The following is a 20,024-nucleotide window of genomic DNA, read 5'->3' as shown; positions in this document are numbered from 1 at the left end:
GCATGAGTACGAAAGTGATCAGCCTGGTTTCCATCGGTGCCCACCCCAGCTCCGGTCGCGCCCGCCGCGCCGAGCAGGATGCCCGCGCCGTGGAGTTGGGCTTGCAGCTGGCTGGGGATAACTTGCAGGTGGTGCATGCCGGCGACCCGCGGGAAGAGGCGCTGCGCGCCTACCTGGGCATGGGCCTGGACCATCTGGACGTGCTGGAACAACCGGCCGGCGCCGATGTGCTGGGCGTGCTGGGGGATTACCTGCGCGATGCTGGCGCCCAGCTGGTGCTGACCGGCACCCAGGCCGAGACTGGCGAAGGGTCGGGCATGCTGCCGTTCCTGCTGGCCGAGAAGCTCGGCTGGCCGCTGGTAGTGGGGCTGGCCGAAGTGGAGTCGATCGAAAACGGTACTGCCCAGGTGCTGCAAGCGCTACCACGCGGCCAGCGGCGCCGGTTGAAGGTGCGCTTGCCGTTGCTGGCGACTGTGGATAACGCAGCGCCCAAGCCGCGCCAGAGCGCCTTCGGCCCTGCGCGTCGGGGTGTGCTGGCTGCACGCAATGTAGCGATCGTCGAAGATGAACTGCTGGCAGAAGCTGAACTGCAACCGGCACGGCCACGGCCCAAGCGGTTGAAGGTGATTAAGGCCAAGAGTGGCGCGGACCGGATGAAGGCAGCTACCGCCAAGGCCAGTGGTGGTGGCGGCAAGGTGCTGAAAGATGTTTCTCCACAGGAAGGTGCCGAGGCAATCCTCAAGCTGCTGGTAGAGGAGGGCGTTCTGCGCTGAGTCCGGGTGCACTTTTTGCCAGGAGCGGCCTTGTGCCGCTCTTACACATAGCTGTTACTGCCGGAGCACATTGAACGCCCAGTTCGCCAAACCTTCGGTCACTGGTTCGAAAGACACCCGCTCACCCGCCGACAATCCCCCATCTTCTGCCGCACAGCGCAACACCAGGTAATTCCAGGCCTGCCCTTCGGCGCTGATTATCCCCATCCCATGGCCTTGATCGAACCATTTTACAGTCCCGGCCAATCGCCTGTGCATAAGTTGCCCGTAAATGATGCCAAAGTAGTGGCCTCCACTGAACCACAGGGGAGAATCCAGTGAAACTGGTAAAAATGTCAGGTGCGTCGCAGTTTTGCCCACGGAATCTGTTTGCCACTGTGTGGATAAAGTGTTCGCGCTTTGCTGGGGGCCTTGTTTGGTGCTGGCTGCGGGTCAGTGATTAAAAAATGATCAGCGGCGGCGGCGCTGGAAACGGGCAATTGCAGAATGGGCGCGACCAAGTTTCCCACAATCACTGTTGGCGGGTCTGTGGATAATCTGTTTAGCAACTGCCCAACGTCACGGATTTCGGGAGCTGCAGCATGTTGCTCAAAAAATAACCAAAAGCATGCAGAATCACACGGAGTCAGTATTTTCAGGCACTTGCGCTGCTTACCCACAGAATTTCAGCAATTGCATGGCAACTGCGCACAGAAACTGTTGGCGCTTCTGTGGACAAGATGTTCGGTATGGGCTGTAAGCCTTTAAATCAGAGGGTTACACGGTTTTGATCAAATAATGACCAATCGTTGATGGCGGCATTGCTGTTGGTGCTTGAACTGCTGTCCACAAGGGCTGTCGGTAAATCTGTGGATAACATGTGACGAAGCTCTGGATTGTCATGTAAAACGCCACGGCGGGTAACCCGGCCGTGGCGTTTTCAGTACAGCTGCGCCGTTACTGCGCTTGTACTTCCTTCAGGTAGGGCGCTGGTTCCGCACCCAGGTTGTTCAGCACCCGCTGGCTGTACCAGTCGATGAAGTTGACCACGCCAAACTCGTAGGTCTTCGAGTACGGCCCTGGCTGGTAAGCGGTGGAGTTGATCCCGCGCTGGTTCTCTTCGGCCAGGCGACGATCCTGGTCGTTGGTGGCGTCCCACACCTTGCGCATGCGCTCCGGGTCGTAGTCCACGCCTTCCACGGCATCCTTGTGCACCAGCCACTTGGTGGTGACCATGGTCTCCTGGGCGCTGATCGGCCACACGGTGAAGACGATCATGTGGTCGCCCATGCAGTGGTTCCACGAGTGCGGCAGGTGCAGGATGCGCATCGAGCCCAGGTCCGGGTTCTTGATGCGGCCCATCAGCTTCTGGCAGGCCTGCTTGCCGTCCATGGTCATCGACACGGTGCCCTTGAGCAGTGGCATGCGCACGATGCGGTTACGCAGGCCATGGCTCTTGTGCAGGTACGGGATCTTCTCGGCTTCCCAGGCGGCGGCGGAGCTGGCCACGTGGTCCTTGAATTCCTGGCTGGCGCGCGGGTCGTTGGTGTCGTCCCATTCCAGCAGGGTTTGCAGCAGCTCTGGGTGCGAACCGGAGCAGTGGTAGCACTCGCGGTTGTTTTCCAGCACCAGCTTCCAGTTGGCCTTTTCCATCAAGGTGGTCTGCACCGCCACCTTGGTGTTCTCCATGTCGTACGGTTCCATGTAGTGGTCCAGGGTGGCCAGGAACTCGTCGATGGCCGGCGGGTTTTCCGCCAGGCTGATGAAGATGTAGCCGCCGGCAACCTTCACGTTGACGGGCTTGAGGCCGTACTCCTTCATGTCGAAGTCGTCGCCCATTTCGGTGCCGGCGAACAGCAGGCGGCCGTCCAGCTCGTAGGTCCACTGGTGGTAGTGGCAGACCAGCTTGGCCACCTTGCCCTTGTCGCTTACGCACAGACGCGAACCGCGGTGGCGGCAGACGTTATGGAAGGCGTGCACCTTGCCCTCGGCACCACGCACCACCAGGATCGGGTTGTTGCCGATCTGCAGGGTGATGTAGTTGCCCTTGGCCGGGATCTCGCAGGTCATGCCGGCGATCAGCCATTCCTTCTGGAAGATCTCCTGCATGTCGATCTGGAACAGACGCTCGTCGGTGTAGAACGGCTGGGGCAGCGAGTAGGTGCGCTCGCGGGTCTGCAGCATCTCGGCGGTGGCCTTGCGTGCAGGTTCCAGTGGATCGCCCAGGCTCAGGGTTGCGGTGACGTCCATCGTGTATTCCTCGGGGCCGTGTGCGGCCGGCAAAAGGTGGCTAATCGTTGTTGTGGTGCCGCAAGGCTGCTCTTTTCAAAAAACAGCGTGTTGTTTTGCCGTGGAGTGTGCGTCCGAAGACGCCATGAACCGTATCCATGGGCGACATGGCCGATATGAATTACGACGCGCCAGCCCTTGTGGCGCGGGGCTGGTCGCGATAAGCACGCCGATGTCGCTGGCAGGAATGTGCGTCGCTTACGGGTTGCGCATTATCCAAGCCATAAAAAGGGCCATAGTCGGCCGCTGGAGATGAACATGTCCGATACCTTCCTCAATCCGGTCACCACCCAGACCTGGGCCAATGGCCGCCACATCGTGCGCTGCGTCAAGGTCATCCAGGAGACCTGGGACGTGCGCACCTTCTGCTTCATGGCCGACCAGCCAATCATGTTCTTCTTCAAGCCCGGGCAGTTCGTCACCCTGGAGCTGGAGATCGAAGGCAAGCCGGTGATGCGTTCGTACACCATCTCCAGCTCGCCCTCGGTGCCCTACAGCTTCTCGATCACGGTCAAGCGTGTACCGGGCGGGTTGGTGTCCAACTTCCTCCACGACACCATGCACGAAGGCGCCGAGCTGCCGGTGCACGGCCCGGTGGGGTTGTTCAACGCCATCGATTTCCCGGCGGGCAAGGTGCTGTACCTCTCCGGTGGCGTGGGCATTACCCCGGTGATGTCGATGGCGCGCTGGTTCTACGACACCAACGCCAACGTCGACATGGTGTTCGTGCACAGCGCCCGCTCGCCGAAGGACATCATCTACCACCGCGAGCTGGAACAGATGGCTTCGCGCATTCCCAACTTCAGCCTGCACATCATCTGCGAGAAGCATGGCTTGGGTGAGCCGTGGGCCGGTTACCGCGGTTACCTGAACCAACGGCTGATGGAACTGATTGCGCCGGACTACATGGAGCGCACGGTATTCTGTTGCGGCCCGACGCCGTACATGAGCGCGGTCAAGCGCATGCTCGAAGCGGTCGGCTTCGATATGAAGAACTACCACGAGGAATCGTTCGGGGCGACGCCTGCCGAGGCCAAGGCCGATGCGGTGGAGCATGCCGAGCAGGCGGCCGATGCGCCGGAAGTGGATGCTTCGGACCTCAACCTGGTGGAGTTCATCGGCAGCGAGAAGAGCATCCGCGTTGCCCCGGGCGAGACCGTGCATGCGGCGGCGGCGAAAGTGGGCCTGATGATCCCGAAAGCCTGTGGCATGGGCATCTGCGGGACCTGCAAGGTGCTCAAGCTGGGCGGCGAGGTCGAGATGGAGCACAACGGCGGGATTACCGAGGAAGACGAAGCCGAGGGCTACATCCTGTCGTGCTGCAGTGTGCCGAAAGGGGATGTGCGGATCGATTACTGATCCGAGATTACCGGGGCCGCAAAGCGGCCCCAGTTTTTTCAGGTGCGGAAGCGGGCTACCAGGCCATTGAGGTCGACCGCCAGGCGCGACAGCTCGGCACTCGCCGCGCTGGTCTGATGCGCCCCGGTAGCACTCTGCACCGACAGGTCGTTGATGTTCACCAGGTTGCGGTCCACTTCCCGCGCTACCTGGGCCTGTTCCTCCGCCGCACTGGCAATCACCAGGTTACGCTCGTTGATCTGCGCCACAGCCCCGGCAATGGTGTCCAGCGCCATGCCCGCACCCTTGGCGATATTCAGTGTCGACTCGGCGCGTTCGGTGCTGGTGCGCATCGACTCCACCGCCTCTTCGGTACCGCCCTGAATGCTGCCGATCATGCGCTCGATCTCGCTGGTCGACTGCTGGGTACGGTGGGCCAGCGCCCGCACTTCATCCGCCACCACGGCAAAACCACGCCCGGCCTCACCGGCACGTGCCGCTTCGATCGCCGCGTTCAGCGCCAGCAGGTTGGTCTGGTCGGCCAGGCCGCGGATCACGTCAAGCACCTTGCCGATGTCGCGCGATTGCTCAGCCAGGTGAGTGATCAGCTTGGCGGTGGCCTGCACGTCACCGCTCATGCGCTCGATGGCACCCACGGTTTCCATGACCAGATCACGACCGTCGCCGGCCGAACGACTGGCTTCGCTAGAGGCTTCCGATGTACTGACCGCATTGCGCGCCACTTCTTCCACGGCGCTGGTCATCTCGGTGACGGCGGTGGCGGCCTGTTCGATTTCGTTGTTCTGCTGCTGCAGGCCGCGGGCGCTTTCGTCGGTGACGCAGTTCAGCTCCTCGGCGGCCGAGGCGAGCTGGGTGGCGGAGCCGGCAATCAGCTGCAGGGTATCGCGCAGCTTGTCCTGCATGCGGGCCATGGCGCGCTGCAGGCGGGCTGCTTCGTCGGTGCCTTCGGCGCGGATGACCTTGGTCAGGTCGCCGTCGGCCACCTGCTCGGCTGCCTGCAGCGCTTCTTCGATCGGCTTGACGATGCTGCGGGTCAGCAGGAAGGCGCAGAGGAAGGTCAGCGCAGTGGCGGCAATCAACAGGCCGATTACCAGGGCGAACGCGGTGTCGTACTGGTTGGCGGCGGTTTCATTGGTGACGCGGGTCTGCTCGGTATTGATCTGGACCAGGGTCTCCATGACCTTGTTGATCTGTTCGGAGTTGGCCAGCAGGTCACGATTGAGCAAGTCACGCAGTTCGTCCAGGCGGTCGGCCTGGCTCAGGCTGCGCATGCGTGATTCGAGCTGGCGGTACTGGTTGAGCAGCTGGGTGTACTGCTCGTAGGCGGCCCGCTCGTCGGCTGCCGTGATCATTGGCAGATAGACCTGGCGGGCACGCTCGATCTGGGCGTTGCGCTGGTCCAGCAGGTTGAGGGTGTCGCGCTGGGTTTCCGGTTCGCGGTTGAGCAGCAGCCGGTAAGACAGCGAGCGCAAGCGCAGGTTGAGCGCCGCCAGCTCATCGAGCGTCTTGATGCTGGGTACGCTGTTGACTTCGATGGTCACGCCGGCCTGTCGGATGTTGCCCATCTGCATGAGCGAGAAAATACCGAGGCCGAGCATGAGTACGCCAATCAGGGCGAACCCGAGCAACGCGCGCGGGGCGATGTTCATGTTGCGTAGTGACATGGAGAGAGTCCAGGCAGGAGGTGTGGTGGCGCGGTCCGTGCGACGGAATATGACCTACCTGTCTATCGGTCGTGACTGAGCAGTCTTGAGGATGACCAGATGAAAGTTTTCAGCTCGCTGCCCGGTTACCTGACCGGCGGTTGACCCAGGTCGGAACAAGGGGCCCGATACCCTGTCAATCTGCGGGGTAGAAACCTTAAGAATCCGATATTTAATGGCGGGGGCTCACGCTTTTCTTTATCGTGTGCGCCCTTTGCAACAACCCGAGATAGACCCATGCTGGAAGCCTCCCTGAATCAACTCGAGCAACTGGTCAGCGACCTGATGCAGAAAAACGCTCAACTCACCGAGCAGAACGCCACCCTCGGCCAGGCACTGGCCCAGGCCAAGGAAGAAAACGAAACCCTGCAGCTGTCGCTGATGGAGCAGGAAGAGAAGCACGGCGCCACCGCGGCGCGCATCCAGGCGCTGGTTGACCGCGCCAGTGCTGGCGTCGTCGGCGCATGAGACTGCAAGCGCAGCCGATCAATGTCGTGTCGATCCTCGGCAGCGACTATTCGATCAAGGCGCCCGAAGGCCAGGAAGAAACCTTGGCCCAGGCAGTGCGGATGCTCAACACCGCGCTGAACGAAACCAAGCGCCAGTACCCGACCCTGATTGGCGACAAGTTGCTGGTGCTGGCCGCGCTTAACCTGTGTTCCAAGCAGGTCGAACTGCAAAAGGAACACCAGCAGACCCTCGCGCGTACCCAGGCGCAGATCGACGCCACGGTGGACGCCATCGTCAAGACTATCGCTGAGTCCTGACGCATCTTCGGGGTCGCAGTGCGGCCCCATTGTTCCAGATCACTGGATTAACTGAATACGCAAGTGTATACACTTCCCGCAAAACAATAATTAGCGGGGAGCAGGGGCATGCGTATCTGGCGTAAGAGCATCCAGTGGCAATTGATTGCAAGCATGGGCGCTGCCTTGCTGGCGAGCATTCTGGTGGTGGTGATCATCTTCACGGTGGCACTCAACCGCCTGACCGAACGTTACCTGGTCGACACCGCATTGCCGGCCAGCATCCAAGCCATCCGCAACGACATCGAGCGCATGCTCGGCCAGCCGTTGGTGGCTGCCGCCGACATTGCCGGCAATACGCTGCTGCGCGATTGGCTTGCCGCTGGCGAAGACCCCGCTCAAGCCCCGCAATTCCTCGAATACCTGCAGGCCGCCAAGCAACGCAACCATGCGTTCACCACGCTGTTCGCCTCGACCGAAACGGGCAACTACTACAACGAGGTTGGCCTGGACCGCGTTCTCAGTCGCGCCAACCCCAATGACAAGTGGTTCTACGGCTACATCGACAGCGGCGCCGAACGCCTGGTGAATATCGATATCGATCATGCGACGGGCGAACTGGCGCTGTTTATCGATTACCGGGTGGAAAAGGCCGGCAAGCTGGTGGGCGTGGCCGGTATGGGCCTGCGCATGACCGAACTGTCGAAACTCATCCACGACTTCAGTTTCGGCGAGCACGGCAAGGTGTTCCTGGTGCGCAACGATGGGCTGATCCAGGTGCACCCGGACGCGGCCTTCAGCGGCAAGCGTCAGCTCGCCGAACAACTCGGCGCAGACGCTGCCAAGGCGGTGATGACCGGTGGCGAAGGCCTGCGCAGCAGCCGCTTCAACCGCGACGGTGAAAGCTACCTGGCGCTCGGCCTGCCTTTGCGCGACCTCAACTGGACCCTGGTGGCTGAGGTACCTGAGGAGGAAATTTACGCGCAGATGCACCAGACGGTGGGGCTGACCAGCCTGATCGGCGGCAGTGTGGCCCTTGTGTCGCTGCTGCTGGTGGTGCTGCTGGCGCGTGGCCTGGTGCGCCCGATCCGTCGCGTCACCGCAGCGCTGGTACAGATCGGCAGTGGCGGTGGCGACCTCAGCCATCGCCTGGATGACGCCCGTCAGGATGAACTGGGTGATCTGGCCCGTGGCTTCAATCGCTTCCTCGACAGCCAGCGTGGCCTGATCGGCGAAGTGTTGCGCACCAGCGAACGCCTGCACCAGGCAGTAGAGCAGGTGACCCAGGTGGTGGATAACACCGCCGAGCGCTCCGGTCGGCAGCAGGAAATGACCGAGATGGTCGCCACCGCCGTGCACGAGATGGGCCTGACTGTGCAGGACATCGCCCGCAATGCTGGCGATGCGGCGCAGGCATCGCAATCGGCGCGGGATGAGGCCCTGCAGGCACGCGAGGTGGTGCGGCGCTCGATCCAGGGTATCGAGGGCATGTCGGGGGATATCGGCAAGGCTGCCGATGCGGTCAGCCAGTTGGCCGATGAAGTCGCCTCGATCGACCAGGTATTGGCGGTGATTCGCAGTATTTCCGAACAGACCAACCTGTTGGCGCTGAACGCTGCCATTGAAGCGGCCAGGGCTGGCGAGATGGGCCGTGGGTTTGCCGTGGTGGCTGACGAAGTGCGGACGTTGGCCCGGCGTACGCAGCTGTCCACCGATGAAGTGCAGCAAATGATCCAGCGCCTCAAGCAGGGTGCGGGTTCGGCAGTGAGCTCGATGCACGCCGGGCAGCAGGCTACAGGCAGTGGTGTGGAGTCGAGCCAGCGTACCGGCGCCTCGTTAGGCGCGATTACCGATCAGGTCGAGCACATCAGCGACATGAACCACCAGGTGGCCACGGCGACCGAGGAGCAGTCGGCGGTGACCGAGGAGATCAACCGCACGGTGCAGGGGATTTCCGATCTGGCGCGAGAGACGGCGGCCGAGGTGCAGGGCTGCCGGGAGGAGTGCCAGGCACTGCGTGGGCTGGCTGATGACCTGGCGCGGCAGATGGGAGGGTTCAAACTCTAGATTGCCGGGGCCGCTTTGCGGCCCATCGCCGGCAAGCGCGGCTCCCACCCCAACCGCACAAGATTCAAGCCATGCGCCGTACCTGTGGGAGCCGCGCTTGCCGGCGATGGGCTGCGCAGCAGCCCCAGCAATCCCTCAGCCAACTATGATCGTGCGGATGTCCGCGGCAAGTTCACGCACCCGCTCTTCCTCGGTATCCCACGAACACATGAACCGCGCACCGCCGCTACCAATGAAGGTATAGAACCGCCAGCCCTTGGCCCGCAGTGCTTCAATCGCATGCTCCGGCATCTGCAGGAACACGCCGTTGGCCTCCACCGGAAACATCAGCTCGACCCCCGGCAGGTCACTCACCAGCGAGGCCAGCAATTGCGCGCAATGGTTGGCGTGATTGCCATGGCGCAACCAGGCGCCATTTTCCAGCAAACCGACCCACGGCGCCGACAGGAAGCGCATCTTCGACGCCAGTTGCCCGGCCTGCTTGCAGCGGTAATCGAAGTCTTCGGCCAGCTGGCGGTTGAAGAACAGGATCGCTTCACCCACCGCCATGCCGTTCTTGGTGCCGCCAAAGCACAGCACATCGATGCCGGCCTTCCAGGTCAGCTCGGCCGGGCTGCAGCCAAGGAACGCGCAGGCATTGGTGAAGCGTGCGCCGTCCATGTGCAGGTTCAGGCCCAGCTCCTTGCAGGTGGCGCTGATCGCCCTGAGCTCGTCGGGGCGGTAAACCGTGCCGACCTCGGTGGCCTGGGTAATGGTCACCACCCGTGGCTTGGGGTAGTGGATGTCCTGGCGCTTGAGCGCCACTTCGCGAATCGATTCGGGCGTCAGCTTGCCATTGACGCTGGGCGCGGTGAGCAGTTTGGAACCGTTGGAGAAGAACTCCGGCGCGCCGCATTCGTCGGTTTCGACGTGGGCGGTCTCGGAGCAGATCACGCTGTGGTAGCTCTGGCACAGCGAGGCCAGGGCCAGCGAGTTGGCGGCGGTGCCGTTGAAGGCGAAGAACACCTCGCAGTCGGTTTCGAACAGGTTGCGGAAGTACTCCGACGCACGCTCGGTCCACTGGTCGTCGCCGTAGGCGCGGTCGTGACCGTGGTTGGCCTTTTCCATTGCGGCCCAGGCTTCGGGGCAGATGCCGGAATAGTTGTCGCTGGCGAATTGTTGGCTCTTATCTGTCATGACCCTGTCCTGTGAACGACGCAGAACAGCACTCTAAACCATTGCTGAAACGGTTGCCTATACAAGCTGCCAGTGCGGCCCTTCGCGGATAAATCCGCTGCTACAAACGACACATGGCCCCTAGGTGCGGATTGATCCGCGAGAGGCCGGCATGAACAACACAAATGCCAATGTCGTAAACGCGCCATTGCAAGGCGTGCGCAGGCATCTGACCCGCCCCGGCCAGTCATAACATCGCCATAAAGGGCCACAGTGCCCCACGACAAAAAACGATCGCTGCCGGGAGATACACGATGTTCAGCAAGCAAGACCAGATCCAGGGTTATGACGATGCACTGCTGGCGGCGATGAATGCCGAAGAACAGCGTCAGGAAGATCACATCGAGCTGATCGCTTCGGAGAACTACACCAGCAAGCGCGTGATGCAGGCCCAGGGCAGCGGCCTGACCAACAAGTACGCCGAAGGCTACCCAGGCAAGCGCTACTACGGCGGCTGCGAGCACGTCGACAAGGTCGAGGCGCTGGCCATCGAGCGTGCCAAGCAGCTGTTCGGTGCCGACTACGCCAACGTCCAGCCGCACTCCGGTTCTTCGGCCAACGGCGCCGTCTACCTGGCCCTGCTGCAGGCCGGTGACACCATCCTCGGCATGAGCCTGGCCCACGGCGGCCACCTGACCCACGGCGCCAAAGTGTCGTCCTCGGGCAAGCTGTACAACGCCGTTCAATATGGCATCAATACCGACACCGGCCTGATCGACTACGACGAAGTCGAGCGCCTGGCCGTCGAGCACAAGCCGAAGATGATCGTTGCCGGCTTCTCGGCCTACTCCAAGACCCTCGACTTCCCACGCTTCCGCGCCATTGCCGACAAGGTCGGTGCGCTGCTGTTCGTCGACATGGCCCACGTTGCCGGCCTGGTTGCCGCTGGCCTGTACCCGAACCCGATCCCGTTCGCCGACGTGGTCACCACCACCACCCACAAGACCCTGCGCGGTCCACGTGGCGGCTTGATCCTGGCCAAGGCCAACGAAGAGATCGAGAAGAAGCTCAACGCTGCCGTATTCCCCGGCGCCCAGGGCGGCCCGCTGATGCACGTGATCGCCGCCAAGGCCGTGTGCTTCAAGGAAGCGCTGGAGCCAGGCTTCAAGGCCTACCAGAAGCAAGTGATCGAAAACGCCCAGGCCATGGCCCAGGTGTTCATCGACCGCGGCTACGACGTGGTCTCCGGTGGCACCGACAACCACCTGTTCCTGGTCAGCCTGATCCGTCAGGGCCTGACCGGCAAAGATGCCGACGCCGCCCTGGGCCGCGCGCACATCACCGTCAACAAGAACGCCGTGCCGAACGACCCACAGTCGCCGTTCGTCACCTCCGGCCTGCGCATCGGCACCCCGGCCGTCACCACCCGTGGCTTCAAAGTTGCCCAGTGCGTGGCCCTGGCCGGCTGGATCTGCGACATCCTCGACAACCTCGGTGACGCAGACGTCGAAGCCGATGTGGCGAAGAACGTCGCGGCCCTGTGCGCTGACTTCCCTGTTTACCGCTGAGTGGAGTAAACGACCATGCAACGCTACTCGGGCTTCGGCCTTTTCAAGCACTCCCTCAGCCACCACGAGAACTGGCAGCGCATGTGGCGCACGCCGACCCCTAAAAAGGTCTACGACGTGGTCATCGTCGGCGGTGGCGGCCATGGCCTGGCCACGGCCTACTACCTGGCCAAGGAACACGGCATCACCAACGTCGCGGTGATCGAGAAGGGTTACCTGGGCGGCGGCAACACCGCCCGTAACACCACCATCGTGCGTTCCAACTACCTGTGGGACGAATCGGCGCAGCTGTACGAGCACGCCATGAAGCTGTGGGAGGGCCTGTCCCAGGACCTGAACTACAACGTGATGTTCTCCCAGCGCGGCGTCTACAACCTGTGCCACACCCTGCAGGACATTCGTGATTCCGAGCGCCGTGTCAGCGCCAACCGCCTCAACGGCGTCGATGGCGAACTGCTGAACACCGCCCAGGTTGCGGCCGAAATCCCGTACCTGGACTGCTCCAAGAACACCCGCTACCCGATCCTCGGCGCCACCGTTCAGCGCCGTGGTGGCGTAGCCCGCCACGATGCCGTGGCCTGGGGCTATGCACGGGCCGCCGACGCCCTGGGCGTGGACCTGATCCAGCAGACCGAAGTGATCGGTTTCCGCAAGGAAAACGGCGCGGTCATCGGCGTGGAAACCAACAAAGGCTTCATCGGCGCCAAGCGCGTCGGCGTGGTCACCGCCGGTAACTCCGGGCACATGGCCAAGCTGGCCGGCTTCCGCCTGCCGCTGGAATCGCACCCGCTGCAGGCGCTGGTCTCCGAGCCGATCAAGCCGATCATCGACAGCGTGATCATGTCCAACGCCGTACACGGCTACATCAGCCAGTCCGACAAGGGCGACCTGGTGATCGGTGCCGGTATCGACGGCTGGGTCGGCTACGGCCAGCGCGGTTCGTACCCGGTGATCGAGCACACCCTGCAGGCCATCGTCGAAATGTTCCCCAACCTCTCGCGCGTTCGCATGAACCGCCAGTGGGGCGGCATCGTCGACACCTCGCCGGACGCTTGCCCGATCATCACCAAGACCCCGGTCAAGAACATGTTCTTCAACTGCGGTTGGGGGACTGGCGGCTTCAAGGCGACCCCGGGTTCGGGCAACGTCTTCGCCGCGAGCCTGGCCAAGGGCGAAATGCACCCACTGGCCGCGCCGTTCTCCATGGACCGCTTCTACAACGGCGCACTGATCGACGAACACGGCGCTGCCGCCGTCGCCCACTAACCGGAGCCACCGTCATGTTGCATATTTTCTGTCCTCACTGTGGCGAGCTGCGCTCCGAAGAAGAGTTTCACGCCTCTGGCCAGGCGCACATCGCCCGCCCGCTGGACCCCAACGCCTGCACCGACGAGGAGTGGGGCACCTACATGTTCTACCGTGACAACCCACGCGGTATTCACCACGAACTGTGGGACCACGTTGCCGGTTGCCGCCAGTACTTCAACGTCACCCGTAACACCGTGACTTACGAGATTCTGGAAACCTACAAGATTGGCCAGAAGCCGCAAGTGACCGCTGATGGCAAAGCTGCGACCGCACCGTCCGCCGTCAAAGGCCAAGGGGAAAAAGTATGAGCCAGACCTATCGCCTCGCCAGCGGCGGCCGTATCGACCGCAGCAAGGTCCTGAACTTCACCTTCAACGGCAAGACCTACCAGGGTTATGCCGGTGACACTCTGGCCGCCGCGTTGCTGGCCAACGGCGTCGACATTGTTGGCCGCAGCTTCAAGTACTCGCGCCCACGCGGCATCATCGCCGCCGGTACCGAAGAGCCGAACGCCATCCTGCAGATCGGCTCCAGCGAAGCCACCCAGATCCCCAACGTGCGTGCCACCCAGCAGGCGCTGTACGCAGGCCTGGTTGCCACCAGCACCAACGGCTGGCCGAACGTCAACAACGACGTCATGGGCATCCTCGGCAAGGTCGGCGGCAGCATGATGCCGCCTGGCTTCTACTACAAAACCTTCATGTACCCGAAATCGTTCTGGATGACGTACGAGAAGTACATCCGCAAAGCCGCAGGCCTGGGCCGTGCGCCGCTGCAGAACGACCCGGACAGCTACGACTACATGAACCAGCACTGCGACGTGCTGATTGTCGGCGCCGGCCCTGCTGGCCTGGCCGCCGCGCTGGCCGCTGCCCGCAGCGGTGCCCGCGTGATCCTGGCTGACGAGCAGGAAGAGTTTGGCGGCAGCCTGCTCGACACCCGCGAAACCCTCGACGGCAAGCCTGCCGCCGACTGGGTCAACGCCGTGGTCAAGGAGCTGGAAAGCCTGCCGGAAGTGACCCTGCTGCCACGCGCCACGGTCAACGGCTACCACGACCATAACTTCCTGACCATTCACGAGCGCCTCACCGATCACCTCGGCGACCGCGCCCCGATCGGCCAGGTTCGCCACCGCGTGCACCGTGTCCGCGCCAAGCGCGTGGTCCTGGCTGCCGGTGCCCACGAGCGCCCGCTGGTGTACGGCAACAACGACGTGCCGGGCAACATGCTGGCCGGTGCCGTGTCCACCTACGTACGCCGTTACGGTGTGGCCCCGGGCCGCAAGCTGGTGCTGTCGACCAACAACGACCACGCCTACCGCGCCGCGCTGGACTGGCACGACGCTGGCCTGCAAGTGGTCGCCATCGCCGACGCCCGCCACAACCCGCGTGGCTCGCTGGTTGAAGAAGCGCGTGCCAAGGGCATCCGCATCCTCACCTCCAGCGCCGTGGTCGAGGCCAAAGGCAGCAAGCACGTCACCGGTGCCCGTGTGGCCGCCATCGATGTGCAGGCACACAAGGTCACCAGCCCAGGCGAAACCCTCGAGTGCGACCTGATCGCTACCTCGGGCGGCTACAGCCCGATCGTTCACCTGGCTTCGCACCTGGGCGGGCGCCCGGTCTGGCGTGATGACATCCTCGGCTTCGTGCCGGGCGATGCGCCGCAGAAACGTGAATGCGTCGGTGGTATCAACGGCGTCTATGCCCTCGGTGACGTGATTGCCGATGGTTTCGAAGGCGGCGCCCGCGCCGCCACTGAAGCCGGCTTCAAAGCCAGCGTCGGCACCTTGCCCAAGACCGTTGCACGCAAGGAAGAGGCCACCGTGGCGCTGTTCCAGGTGCCGCACGACAAGGGCAGCAAAGGGCCGAAGCAGTTCGTCGACCAGCAGAACGACGTGACCGCAGCCGGTATCGAACTGGCCACCCGCGAAGGCTTCGAGTCGGTCGAACACGTCAAACGCTACACCGCGCTGGGCTTCGGTACCGACCAGGGCAAGCTGGGCAACATCAACGGCCTGGCCATCGCCGCCCGTTCGATCGGCATCACCATCCCGGAAATGGGCACCACCATGTTCCGCCCGAACTACACGCCGGTGACCTTCGGTGCAGTAGCCGGTCGTCACTGTGGCCACCTGTTCGAACCCGTACGCTTCACCGCCCTGCATGCCTGGCACGTGAAGAACGGCGCCGAGTTCGAAGACGTCGGCCAGTGGAAGCGCCCGTGGTACTTCCCGAAAGCCGGTGAAGACATCCATGCTGCCGTTGCCCGTGAATGCAAGGCCGTGCGCGACAGCGTGGGCCTGCTGGACGCCTCGACCCTGGGCAAGATCGACATCCAGGGCCCGGACGCGCGCGAGTTCCTCAACCGCATCTACACCAACGCCTGGACCAAGCTCGATGTGGGCAAGGCCCGCTACGGCCTGATGTGCAAGGAAGACGGCATGGTCTTCGACGACGGCGTAACCGCCTGCGTCGGCGACAACCACTTCATCATGACCACCACCACCGGCGGCGCCGCCCGCGTGCTGCAGTGGATGGAGCTGTACCACCAGACCGAATGGCCAGAGCTGAAGGTGTACTTCACCTCGGTCACCGACCACTGGGCCACCATGACCCTGTCCGGCCCGAACAGCCGCAAGCTGCTCAGCGAGCTGACCGACATCGACATGGACAAGGAAGCCTTCCCGTTCATGACCTGGAAGGAAGGCAACGTCGGCGGCGTACCGGCCCGCGTGTTCCGTATCTCGTTCACCGGTGAGCTGTCGTACGAAGTCAACGTACAGGCCAACTACGCCATGGGCGTGCTGGAACAGATCATCGAGGCCGGCAAGAAGTACAACCTGACCCCGTACGGCACCGAGACCATGCACGTACTGCGTGCCGAGAAGGGCTTCATCATCGTTGGCCAGGACACCGATGGCTCGATGAACCCGGACGACCTCAACATGAGCTGGTGCGTGGGCCGCAACAAGCCGTTCTCGTGGATCGGCCTGCGTGGCATGAACCGCGAAGACTGCCTGCGCGACAACCGCAAGCAGCTGGTGGGCCTGAAGCCGATCGACCCCACCAAGTGGCTGCCGGAAGGCGCCCAGCTGGTATTCGATCCGAAGCAGCCGATCCCGATGGACATGGTCGGCCACGTGACCTCCAGCTACGCCTCCAACTCCCTGGGCTATTCGTTCGCCATGGGGGTGGTCAAGGGCGGCCTCAAGCGCATGGGCGAGCGCGTGTACTCGCCGCAGGCGGATGGCAGCGTGATCGAGGCGGAGATCGTGTCTTCGGTGTTCTTCGATCCGAAGGGTGAGCGGCAGAACGTCTAAGGCCCCGGATAGCGGCGCAGCCTGCTTGCAGTGCTGCGCCGCCCTGACGAACAAGAATTCAAGGCAGGTAAGAAATGAGCGCTATCAACGTCTTCCAGCAAAACCCCGGCGCCGAGGCCAAGGCCCAGTCGCCACTGCACCACGCCGACCTGGCCAGCCTGGTTGGCAAGGGCCGCAAGAATGCAGGCGTGACCCTGCGCGAACGCAAGTTCCTCGGCCACTTGACCCTCCGTGGTGATGGCCACGACCCGGAATTCGCCGCCGGCGTGCACAAGGCCCTGGGCCTGGAGCTGCCGGTTGCCCTGACCGTGGTCGCCAACAACGAGATGTCGCTGCAATGGGTCGGCCCTGACGAGTGGTTGCTGATCGTTCCCGGCGGCCAGGAACTGGCGGTCGAGCAAAAGCTGCGCGCAGCCCTCGAAGGCCAGCACATCCAGGTGGTCAACGTCAGCGGCGGGCAAAGCCTGCTGGAACTGCGCGGCCCGAACGTGCGCGAAGTGCTGATGAAATCCACCAGCTATGATGTGCACCCGAACAACTTCCCGGTCGGCAAGGCCGTCGGCACCGTGTTCGCCAAGTCGCAACTGGTGATCCGCCGCACCGCCGAAGACACTTGGGAACTGGTGATCCGCCGTAGCTTCGCGGACTATTGGTGGCTGTGGCTGCAGGACGCTTCGGCCGAGTACGGCCTGAGCATCGAAGCGTAAGGAGAGCAGAACATGAGTCGGGCACCGGATACCTGGATTCTCACCGCCGACTGCCCGAGTATGCTCGGCACCGTCGACGTGGTGACGCGTTACCTCTACGAGCAGCGCTGCTACGTCACGGAGCACCACTCCTTCGATGACCGGCTGTCGGGGCGTTTCTTCATTCGCGTGGAGTTCCGCCAGCCGGACGATTTCGACGAGGCAGGCTTTCGCGCCGGCCTCGCCGAGCGCAGCGAGGCGTTCGGCATGGCCTTCGAGCTGACCGCACCCAATCACCGCCCCAAGGTGGTGATCATGGTGTCCAAGGCCGACCATTGCCTGAACGACCTGCTGTATCGCCAGCGCATCGGTCAGCTGGCCATGGACGTGGTCGCGGTGGTGTCCAACCACCCCGACCTCGAACCCCTGGCGCACTGGCACAAGATTCCCTACTACCACTTCGCCCTCGACCCGAAGGACAAGCCGGCGCAAGAGCGCAAGGTGATCCAGGTGATCGAAGAAACCGGCGCGGAGCTGGTGGTGCTTGCCCGCTACATGCAGGTGCTGTCGCCGGAACTGTGCCGGCGCCTGGATGGCTGGGCGATCAACATTCACCACTCGTTGCTGCCCGGGTTCAAGGGCGCCAAGCCTTATCACCAGGCCTACAACAAGGGCGTGAAGATGGTCGGCGCCACGGCGCACTACATCAACAACGACCTCGACGAAGGGCCGATCATTGCCCAGGGCGTCGAGGTGGTGGACCACAGCCATTATCCGGAAGACCTGATTGCCAAGGGGCGCGATATCGAGTGCCTGACCCTGGCGCGGGCGGTGGGGTATCACATCGAGCGGCGGGTGTTCCTCAACGCCAACCGGACAGTCGTTCTCTAATAACCTTTAACGGCGACGCGATCCCTGTGGGAGCCGCGCTTGCCGGCGATGGGCCGCGAAGCGGCCCCAGGATTTCAAGGTTGTTGCACAAATTGCCGGGGCCGCTTCGCGGCCCATCGCCGGCAAGCGCGGCTCCCACAAGAACAGCGTATGCCTGTAACCTCGTGATAATCCCACGAAGGGGACAGCGCATTTTCCCCTGCCGTTAAAAGGCATCTCCCTGTCGTTTCCAGTCAGTGCAAATCGCCGTATCAGGCCCACAATTCCCTGCATTCCAGTAACACAAGCCGCCCATGGATGGCGGCGCGTTCACCACCGCTGCATAAATATAAATCAAGCGAGGTAAGAGCATGTCTGGCAATCGTGGAGTGGTGTATCTCGGCGCGGGCAAGGTCGAGGTGCAGAAGATCGACTACCCGAAAATGCAAGACCCACGCGGCAAGAAGATCGAGCACGGCGTGATCCTCAAGGTGGTTTCCACCAACATCTGCGGCTCCGACCAGCACATGGTCCGCGGCCGCACCACTGCCCAGGTCGGCCTGGTCCTGGGCCACGAAATCACCGGTGAAATCGTCGAGCTGGGGCGCGATGTAGAACGCCTGAAGATCGGCGACCTGGTGTCGGTACCGTTCAACGTCGCCTGCGGGCGCTGCCGCTCGTGCAAAGAGATGCACACCGGTGTCTGCCTCACCGTCAACCCGGCCCGCGCCGGCGGTGCCTACGGCTACGTCGACATGGGCGACTGGACCGGCGGCCAGGCCGAGTACGTGCTGGTGCCGTACGCCGACTTCAACCTGCTGAAACTGCCGGACCGCGACAAGGCCATGGAGAAGATCCGTGACCTGACCTGCCTGTCCGACATCCTGCCAACCGGCTTCCACGGCGCCGTCACGGCTGGCGTTGGCCCAGGCAGCACCGTCTACGTCGCCGGCGCCGGCCCGGTCGGCCTGGCCGCCGCTGCCTCGGCACGCCTGCTGGGCGCCGCCTGTGTGATCGTTGGCGACCTCAACCCGGCTCGCCTGGCCCACGCCAAGTCCCAGGGCTTCGAAGTTGTCGACCTGTCCAAGGACACCCCGCTGCACGAGCAGATCGTCGACATCCTCGGCGAGCCGGAAGTGGACTGCGCCGTCGATGCCGTTGGCTTCGAGGCCCGCGGCCATGGCCACGAAGGTGCCAAGCATGAGGCCCCAGCCACCGTGCTGAACTCGCTGATGCAAGTGACCCGTGTAGCCGGCAACATCGGTATCCCAGGCCTGTACGTGACCGAAGACCCGGGCGCGGTCGATGCCGCCGCCAAGATCGGCGCGCTGAGCATCCGCTTCGGCCTGGGCTGGGCCAAGTCGCACAGCTTCCACACCGGCCAGACCCCGACCATGAAGTACAACCGCCAGCTGATGCAGGCGATCATGTGGGACCGCATCAACATTGCCGAAGTGGTCGGCGTGCAGGTGATCAACCTCGATCAGGCGCCGGAAGGCTATGGCGAGTTCGATGCGGGTGTACCGAAGAAATTTGTCATCGACCCGCACAAGATGTGGGGCGCGGCTTGATGCCGTGAGGTAACGAAGAGCCCCTCATGGCGAGGGGCTTTTTTATATGGCTGCTCGTCAGGGCTTTCGGCCCGCCCAGCCTTGCTGGTTTTTTAGCGCCTGATTCTTGATCTTTCGCCTCGGTAGTCTTTTTCAGCTTTAATCTCTTTCATGGATTTGATCAGCCAATAAATCATCGCGACGATCACTGCCACAATAAGTATGACGAAAAGTAATGCCAAAGCGTTGTGACCTGTAGGGTCTCTACGGTTTATCGGATCCCCCTCACAGTAGGCATAGGCATTCAATCCACCTTTATCGAACGGACTTTCGTCGTCCGGCGACTGAAAGCGCATGAGTCTCGAATTATAATTGCGCTGGCCATTGCCCAGTGGGTAGAGTCCGAGAATGTCGCGGTATTCACCATTGAAGCCCAGCGACGAATCTTCCCTTGTCGCGTCGGGACTGTACCCATATGGCGTGTAAGAAAACGAACTGGGGGAAGAGGTCTTCAGACTATTGAGTACAGATCGGCTAAGACCGGTGCCGAGCAGATTTACCGGATTTGTACCGCGTTTTTCCGCCAGCGGCATATCTTGGTGACGAAACAGTGAAGTCGCCTGGTCTCTCGACTTGATGGTACGCAGGTGGC

Annotated in this window: 16 protein-coding genes and 1 pseudogene; 12 read left to right on the top strand and 5 right to left on the bottom strand. The window is 62.7% G+C overall.

Annotated features, from left to right (window positions below):
* Window positions 1–2: 2 nt before the first annotated feature.
* Window positions 3–773, top strand: a complete 771-nt coding sequence (locus tag F6X59_RS26350; RefSeq protein WP_152959024.1) for an electron transfer flavoprotein subunit beta — start codon at window positions 3–5, stop codon at window positions 771–773.
* A 936-nt stretch (window positions 774–1,709) separates the two neighbouring features.
* Here F6X59_RS26350 and gbcA read toward each other — a convergent pair.
* Window positions 1,710–3,002 (bottom strand): glycine-betaine demethylase subunit GbcA, encoded by a 1,293-nt coding sequence (gene gbcA / locus F6X59_RS26345; RefSeq protein ID WP_152959023.1) that lies wholly within the window; start codon window positions 3,000–3,002, stop codon window positions 1,710–1,712.
* Window positions 3,003–3,299: 297 nt separating this feature from the next.
* On the opposite strand from gbcA, the gene gbcB reads away from it, so the two are divergent.
* Window positions 3,300–4,400 carry a glycine-betaine demethylase subunit GbcB gene (gbcB, locus tag F6X59_RS26340; protein WP_060512220.1) on the top strand — a complete coding sequence of 367 codons (1,101 nt, stop codon included), beginning with the start codon at window positions 3,300–3,302 and terminating at the stop codon, window positions 4,398–4,400.
* A gap of 38 nt (window positions 4,401–4,438) precedes the next feature.
* On the opposite strand, the gene F6X59_RS29050 is transcribed toward gbcB, so the two are convergent.
* Window positions 4,439–5,302, bottom strand: coding sequence for a methyl-accepting chemotaxis protein (locus F6X59_RS29050; RefSeq protein ID WP_371260234.1), 864 nt, complete (start codon window positions 5,300–5,302; stop codon window positions 4,439–4,441).
* A pseudogene (locus F6X59_RS29045) lies at window positions 5,294–6,049 on the bottom strand (MCP four helix bundle domain-containing protein); the annotation flags it as partial. The gene F6X59_RS29050 and the pseudogene F6X59_RS29045, both read right to left, overlap by 9 nt.
* Window positions 6,050–6,340: 291 nt before the next feature.
* Here F6X59_RS29045 and F6X59_RS26330 point away from each other — a divergent pair.
* The 3 genes from F6X59_RS26330 (at window position 6,341) to mcpH (ending at window position 8,916) form a co-directional block, all read left to right on the top strand.
* Window positions 6,341–6,571 (top strand): hypothetical protein, encoded by a 231-nt coding sequence (locus F6X59_RS26330; RefSeq protein WP_152959021.1) that lies wholly within the window; start codon window positions 6,341–6,343, stop codon window positions 6,569–6,571.
* A complete protein-coding gene (locus F6X59_RS26325) occupies window positions 6,568–6,870 on the top strand; it encodes a cell division protein ZapA (RefSeq protein WP_152959020.1) in 303 nt (100 codons plus the stop codon). Before F6X59_RS26330 ends, F6X59_RS26325 begins: the two co-directional genes overlap by 4 nt.
* A 108-nt stretch (window positions 6,871–6,978) precedes the next feature.
* The gene (gene mcpH / locus F6X59_RS26320) at window positions 6,979–8,916 is read left to right on the top strand and encodes a methyl-accepting chemotaxis protein McpH (RefSeq protein WP_152959019.1); all 1,938 of its coding nucleotides are present in this window, start codon (window positions 6,979–6,981) and stop codon (window positions 8,914–8,916) included.
* Window positions 8,917–9,051: 135 nt separating this feature from the next.
* On the opposite strand, the gene F6X59_RS26315 is transcribed toward mcpH, so the two are convergent.
* Complete coding sequence (locus F6X59_RS26315) at window positions 9,052–10,092, bottom strand: low specificity L-threonine aldolase (protein WP_152959018.1); 1,041 nt, start codon at window positions 10,090–10,092, stop codon at window positions 9,052–9,054.
* A gap of 293 nt (window positions 10,093–10,385) precedes the next feature.
* On the opposite strand from F6X59_RS26315, the gene F6X59_RS26310 reads away from it, so the two are divergent.
* The 7 genes from F6X59_RS26310 to fdhA all read left to right on the top strand — a co-directional run bounded on the left by F6X59_RS26310 (window position 10,386) and on the right by fdhA (window position 19,393).
* Entirely contained in the window at window positions 10,386–11,639 is a 1,254-nt protein-coding gene (locus F6X59_RS26310; RefSeq protein ID WP_152959017.1) for a serine hydroxymethyltransferase, read from the top strand.
* Window positions 11,640–11,654: 15 nt separating this feature from the next.
* Window positions 11,655–12,905 (top strand): sarcosine oxidase subunit beta family protein, encoded by a 1,251-nt coding sequence (locus F6X59_RS26305; RefSeq protein ID WP_152959016.1) that lies wholly within the window; start codon window positions 11,655–11,657, stop codon window positions 12,903–12,905.
* 14 nt (window positions 12,906–12,919) lie between these two features.
* Entirely contained in the window at window positions 12,920–13,255 is a 336-nt protein-coding gene (locus F6X59_RS26300; RefSeq protein ID WP_152959015.1) for a sarcosine oxidase subunit delta, read from the top strand.
* Window positions 13,252–16,266 carry a sarcosine oxidase subunit alpha gene (locus F6X59_RS26295; RefSeq protein WP_152959014.1) on the top strand — a complete coding sequence of 1,005 codons (3,015 nt, stop codon included), beginning with the start codon at window positions 13,252–13,254 and terminating at the stop codon, window positions 16,264–16,266. The genes F6X59_RS26300 and F6X59_RS26295 overlap by 4 nt, the downstream gene beginning before the upstream one ends.
* A 74-nt stretch (window positions 16,267–16,340) precedes the next feature.
* Window positions 16,341–16,973, top strand: a complete 633-nt coding sequence (locus tag F6X59_RS26290) for a sarcosine oxidase subunit gamma (protein WP_112251428.1) — start codon at window positions 16,341–16,343, stop codon at window positions 16,971–16,973.
* A gap of 12 nt (window positions 16,974–16,985) precedes the next feature.
* On the top strand, window positions 16,986–17,843 hold the full coding sequence (gene purU / locus F6X59_RS26285) for a formyltetrahydrofolate deformylase (protein WP_060512211.1): 858 nt from the start codon (window positions 16,986–16,988) through the stop codon (window positions 17,841–17,843).
* Window positions 17,844–18,193: 350 nt separating this feature from the next.
* Entirely contained in the window at window positions 18,194–19,393 is a 1,200-nt protein-coding gene (gene fdhA, locus F6X59_RS26280) for a formaldehyde dehydrogenase, glutathione-independent (protein WP_152959013.1), read from the top strand.
* 92 nt (window positions 19,394–19,485) lie between these two features.
* Here fdhA and F6X59_RS26275 read toward each other — a convergent pair.
* Window positions 19,486–20,024, bottom strand: a 539-nt coding sequence (locus tag F6X59_RS26275) for an RHS repeat-associated core domain-containing protein (protein ID WP_152959012.1), incomplete at its 5' end; no start/stop codon positions are given.

The sequence above is a fragment of the Pseudomonas sp. MN1F genome, assembly GCF_009391885.1.
Taxonomy (GTDB): domain Bacteria; phylum Pseudomonadota; class Gammaproteobacteria; order Pseudomonadales; family Pseudomonadaceae; genus Aquipseudomonas.
The sequence above is the reverse complement of the archived record's forward strand: the minus strand, read 5'-3'. Positions and strand labels throughout refer to the sequence as shown.

What these genes read in the sequence shown, in the direction of transcription:
- fdhA (WP_152959013.1), top strand. Translation starts at nt 18,194, where the DNA reads ATGTCTGGCAATCGTGGAGTGGTGTATCTCGGCGCGGGCAAGGTCGAG.
- F6X59_RS29050 (WP_371260234.1), bottom strand. Translation starts at nt 5,302, where the DNA reads ATGCAGGACAAGCTGCGCGATACCCTGCAGCTGATTGCCGGCTCCGCC.
- gbcB (WP_060512220.1), top strand. Translation starts at nt 3,300, where the DNA reads ATGTCCGATACCTTCCTCAATCCGGTCACCACCCAGACCTGGGCCAAT.
- F6X59_RS26350 (WP_152959024.1), top strand. Translation starts at nt 3, where the DNA reads ATGAGTACGAAAGTGATCAGCCTGGTTTCCATCGGTGCCCACCCCAGC.
- F6X59_RS26325 (WP_152959020.1), top strand. Translation starts at nt 6,568, where the DNA reads ATGAGACTGCAAGCGCAGCCGATCAATGTCGTGTCGATCCTCGGCAGC.
- F6X59_RS26315 (WP_152959018.1), bottom strand. Translation starts at nt 10,092, where the DNA reads ATGACAGATAAGAGCCAACAATTCGCCAGCGACAACTATTCCGGCATC.
- F6X59_RS26300 (WP_152959015.1), top strand. Translation starts at nt 12,920, where the DNA reads ATGTTGCATATTTTCTGTCCTCACTGTGGCGAGCTGCGCTCCGAAGAA.
- F6X59_RS26310 (WP_152959017.1), top strand. Translation starts at nt 10,386, where the DNA reads ATGTTCAGCAAGCAAGACCAGATCCAGGGTTATGACGATGCACTGCTG.
- purU (WP_060512211.1), top strand. Translation starts at nt 16,986, where the DNA reads ATGAGTCGGGCACCGGATACCTGGATTCTCACCGCCGACTGCCCGAGT.
- F6X59_RS26295 (WP_152959014.1), top strand. Translation starts at nt 13,252, where the DNA reads ATGAGCCAGACCTATCGCCTCGCCAGCGGCGGCCGTATCGACCGCAGC.
- F6X59_RS26330 (WP_152959021.1), top strand. Translation starts at nt 6,341, where the DNA reads ATGCTGGAAGCCTCCCTGAATCAACTCGAGCAACTGGTCAGCGACCTG.
- F6X59_RS26305 (WP_152959016.1), top strand. Translation starts at nt 11,655, where the DNA reads ATGCAACGCTACTCGGGCTTCGGCCTTTTCAAGCACTCCCTCAGCCAC.
- gbcA (WP_152959023.1), bottom strand. Translation starts at nt 3,002, where the DNA reads ATGGACGTCACCGCAACCCTGAGCCTGGGCGATCCACTGGAACCTGCA.
- mcpH (WP_152959019.1), top strand. Translation starts at nt 6,979, where the DNA reads ATGCGTATCTGGCGTAAGAGCATCCAGTGGCAATTGATTGCAAGCATG.
- F6X59_RS26290 (WP_112251428.1), top strand. Translation starts at nt 16,341, where the DNA reads ATGAGCGCTATCAACGTCTTCCAGCAAAACCCCGGCGCCGAGGCCAAG.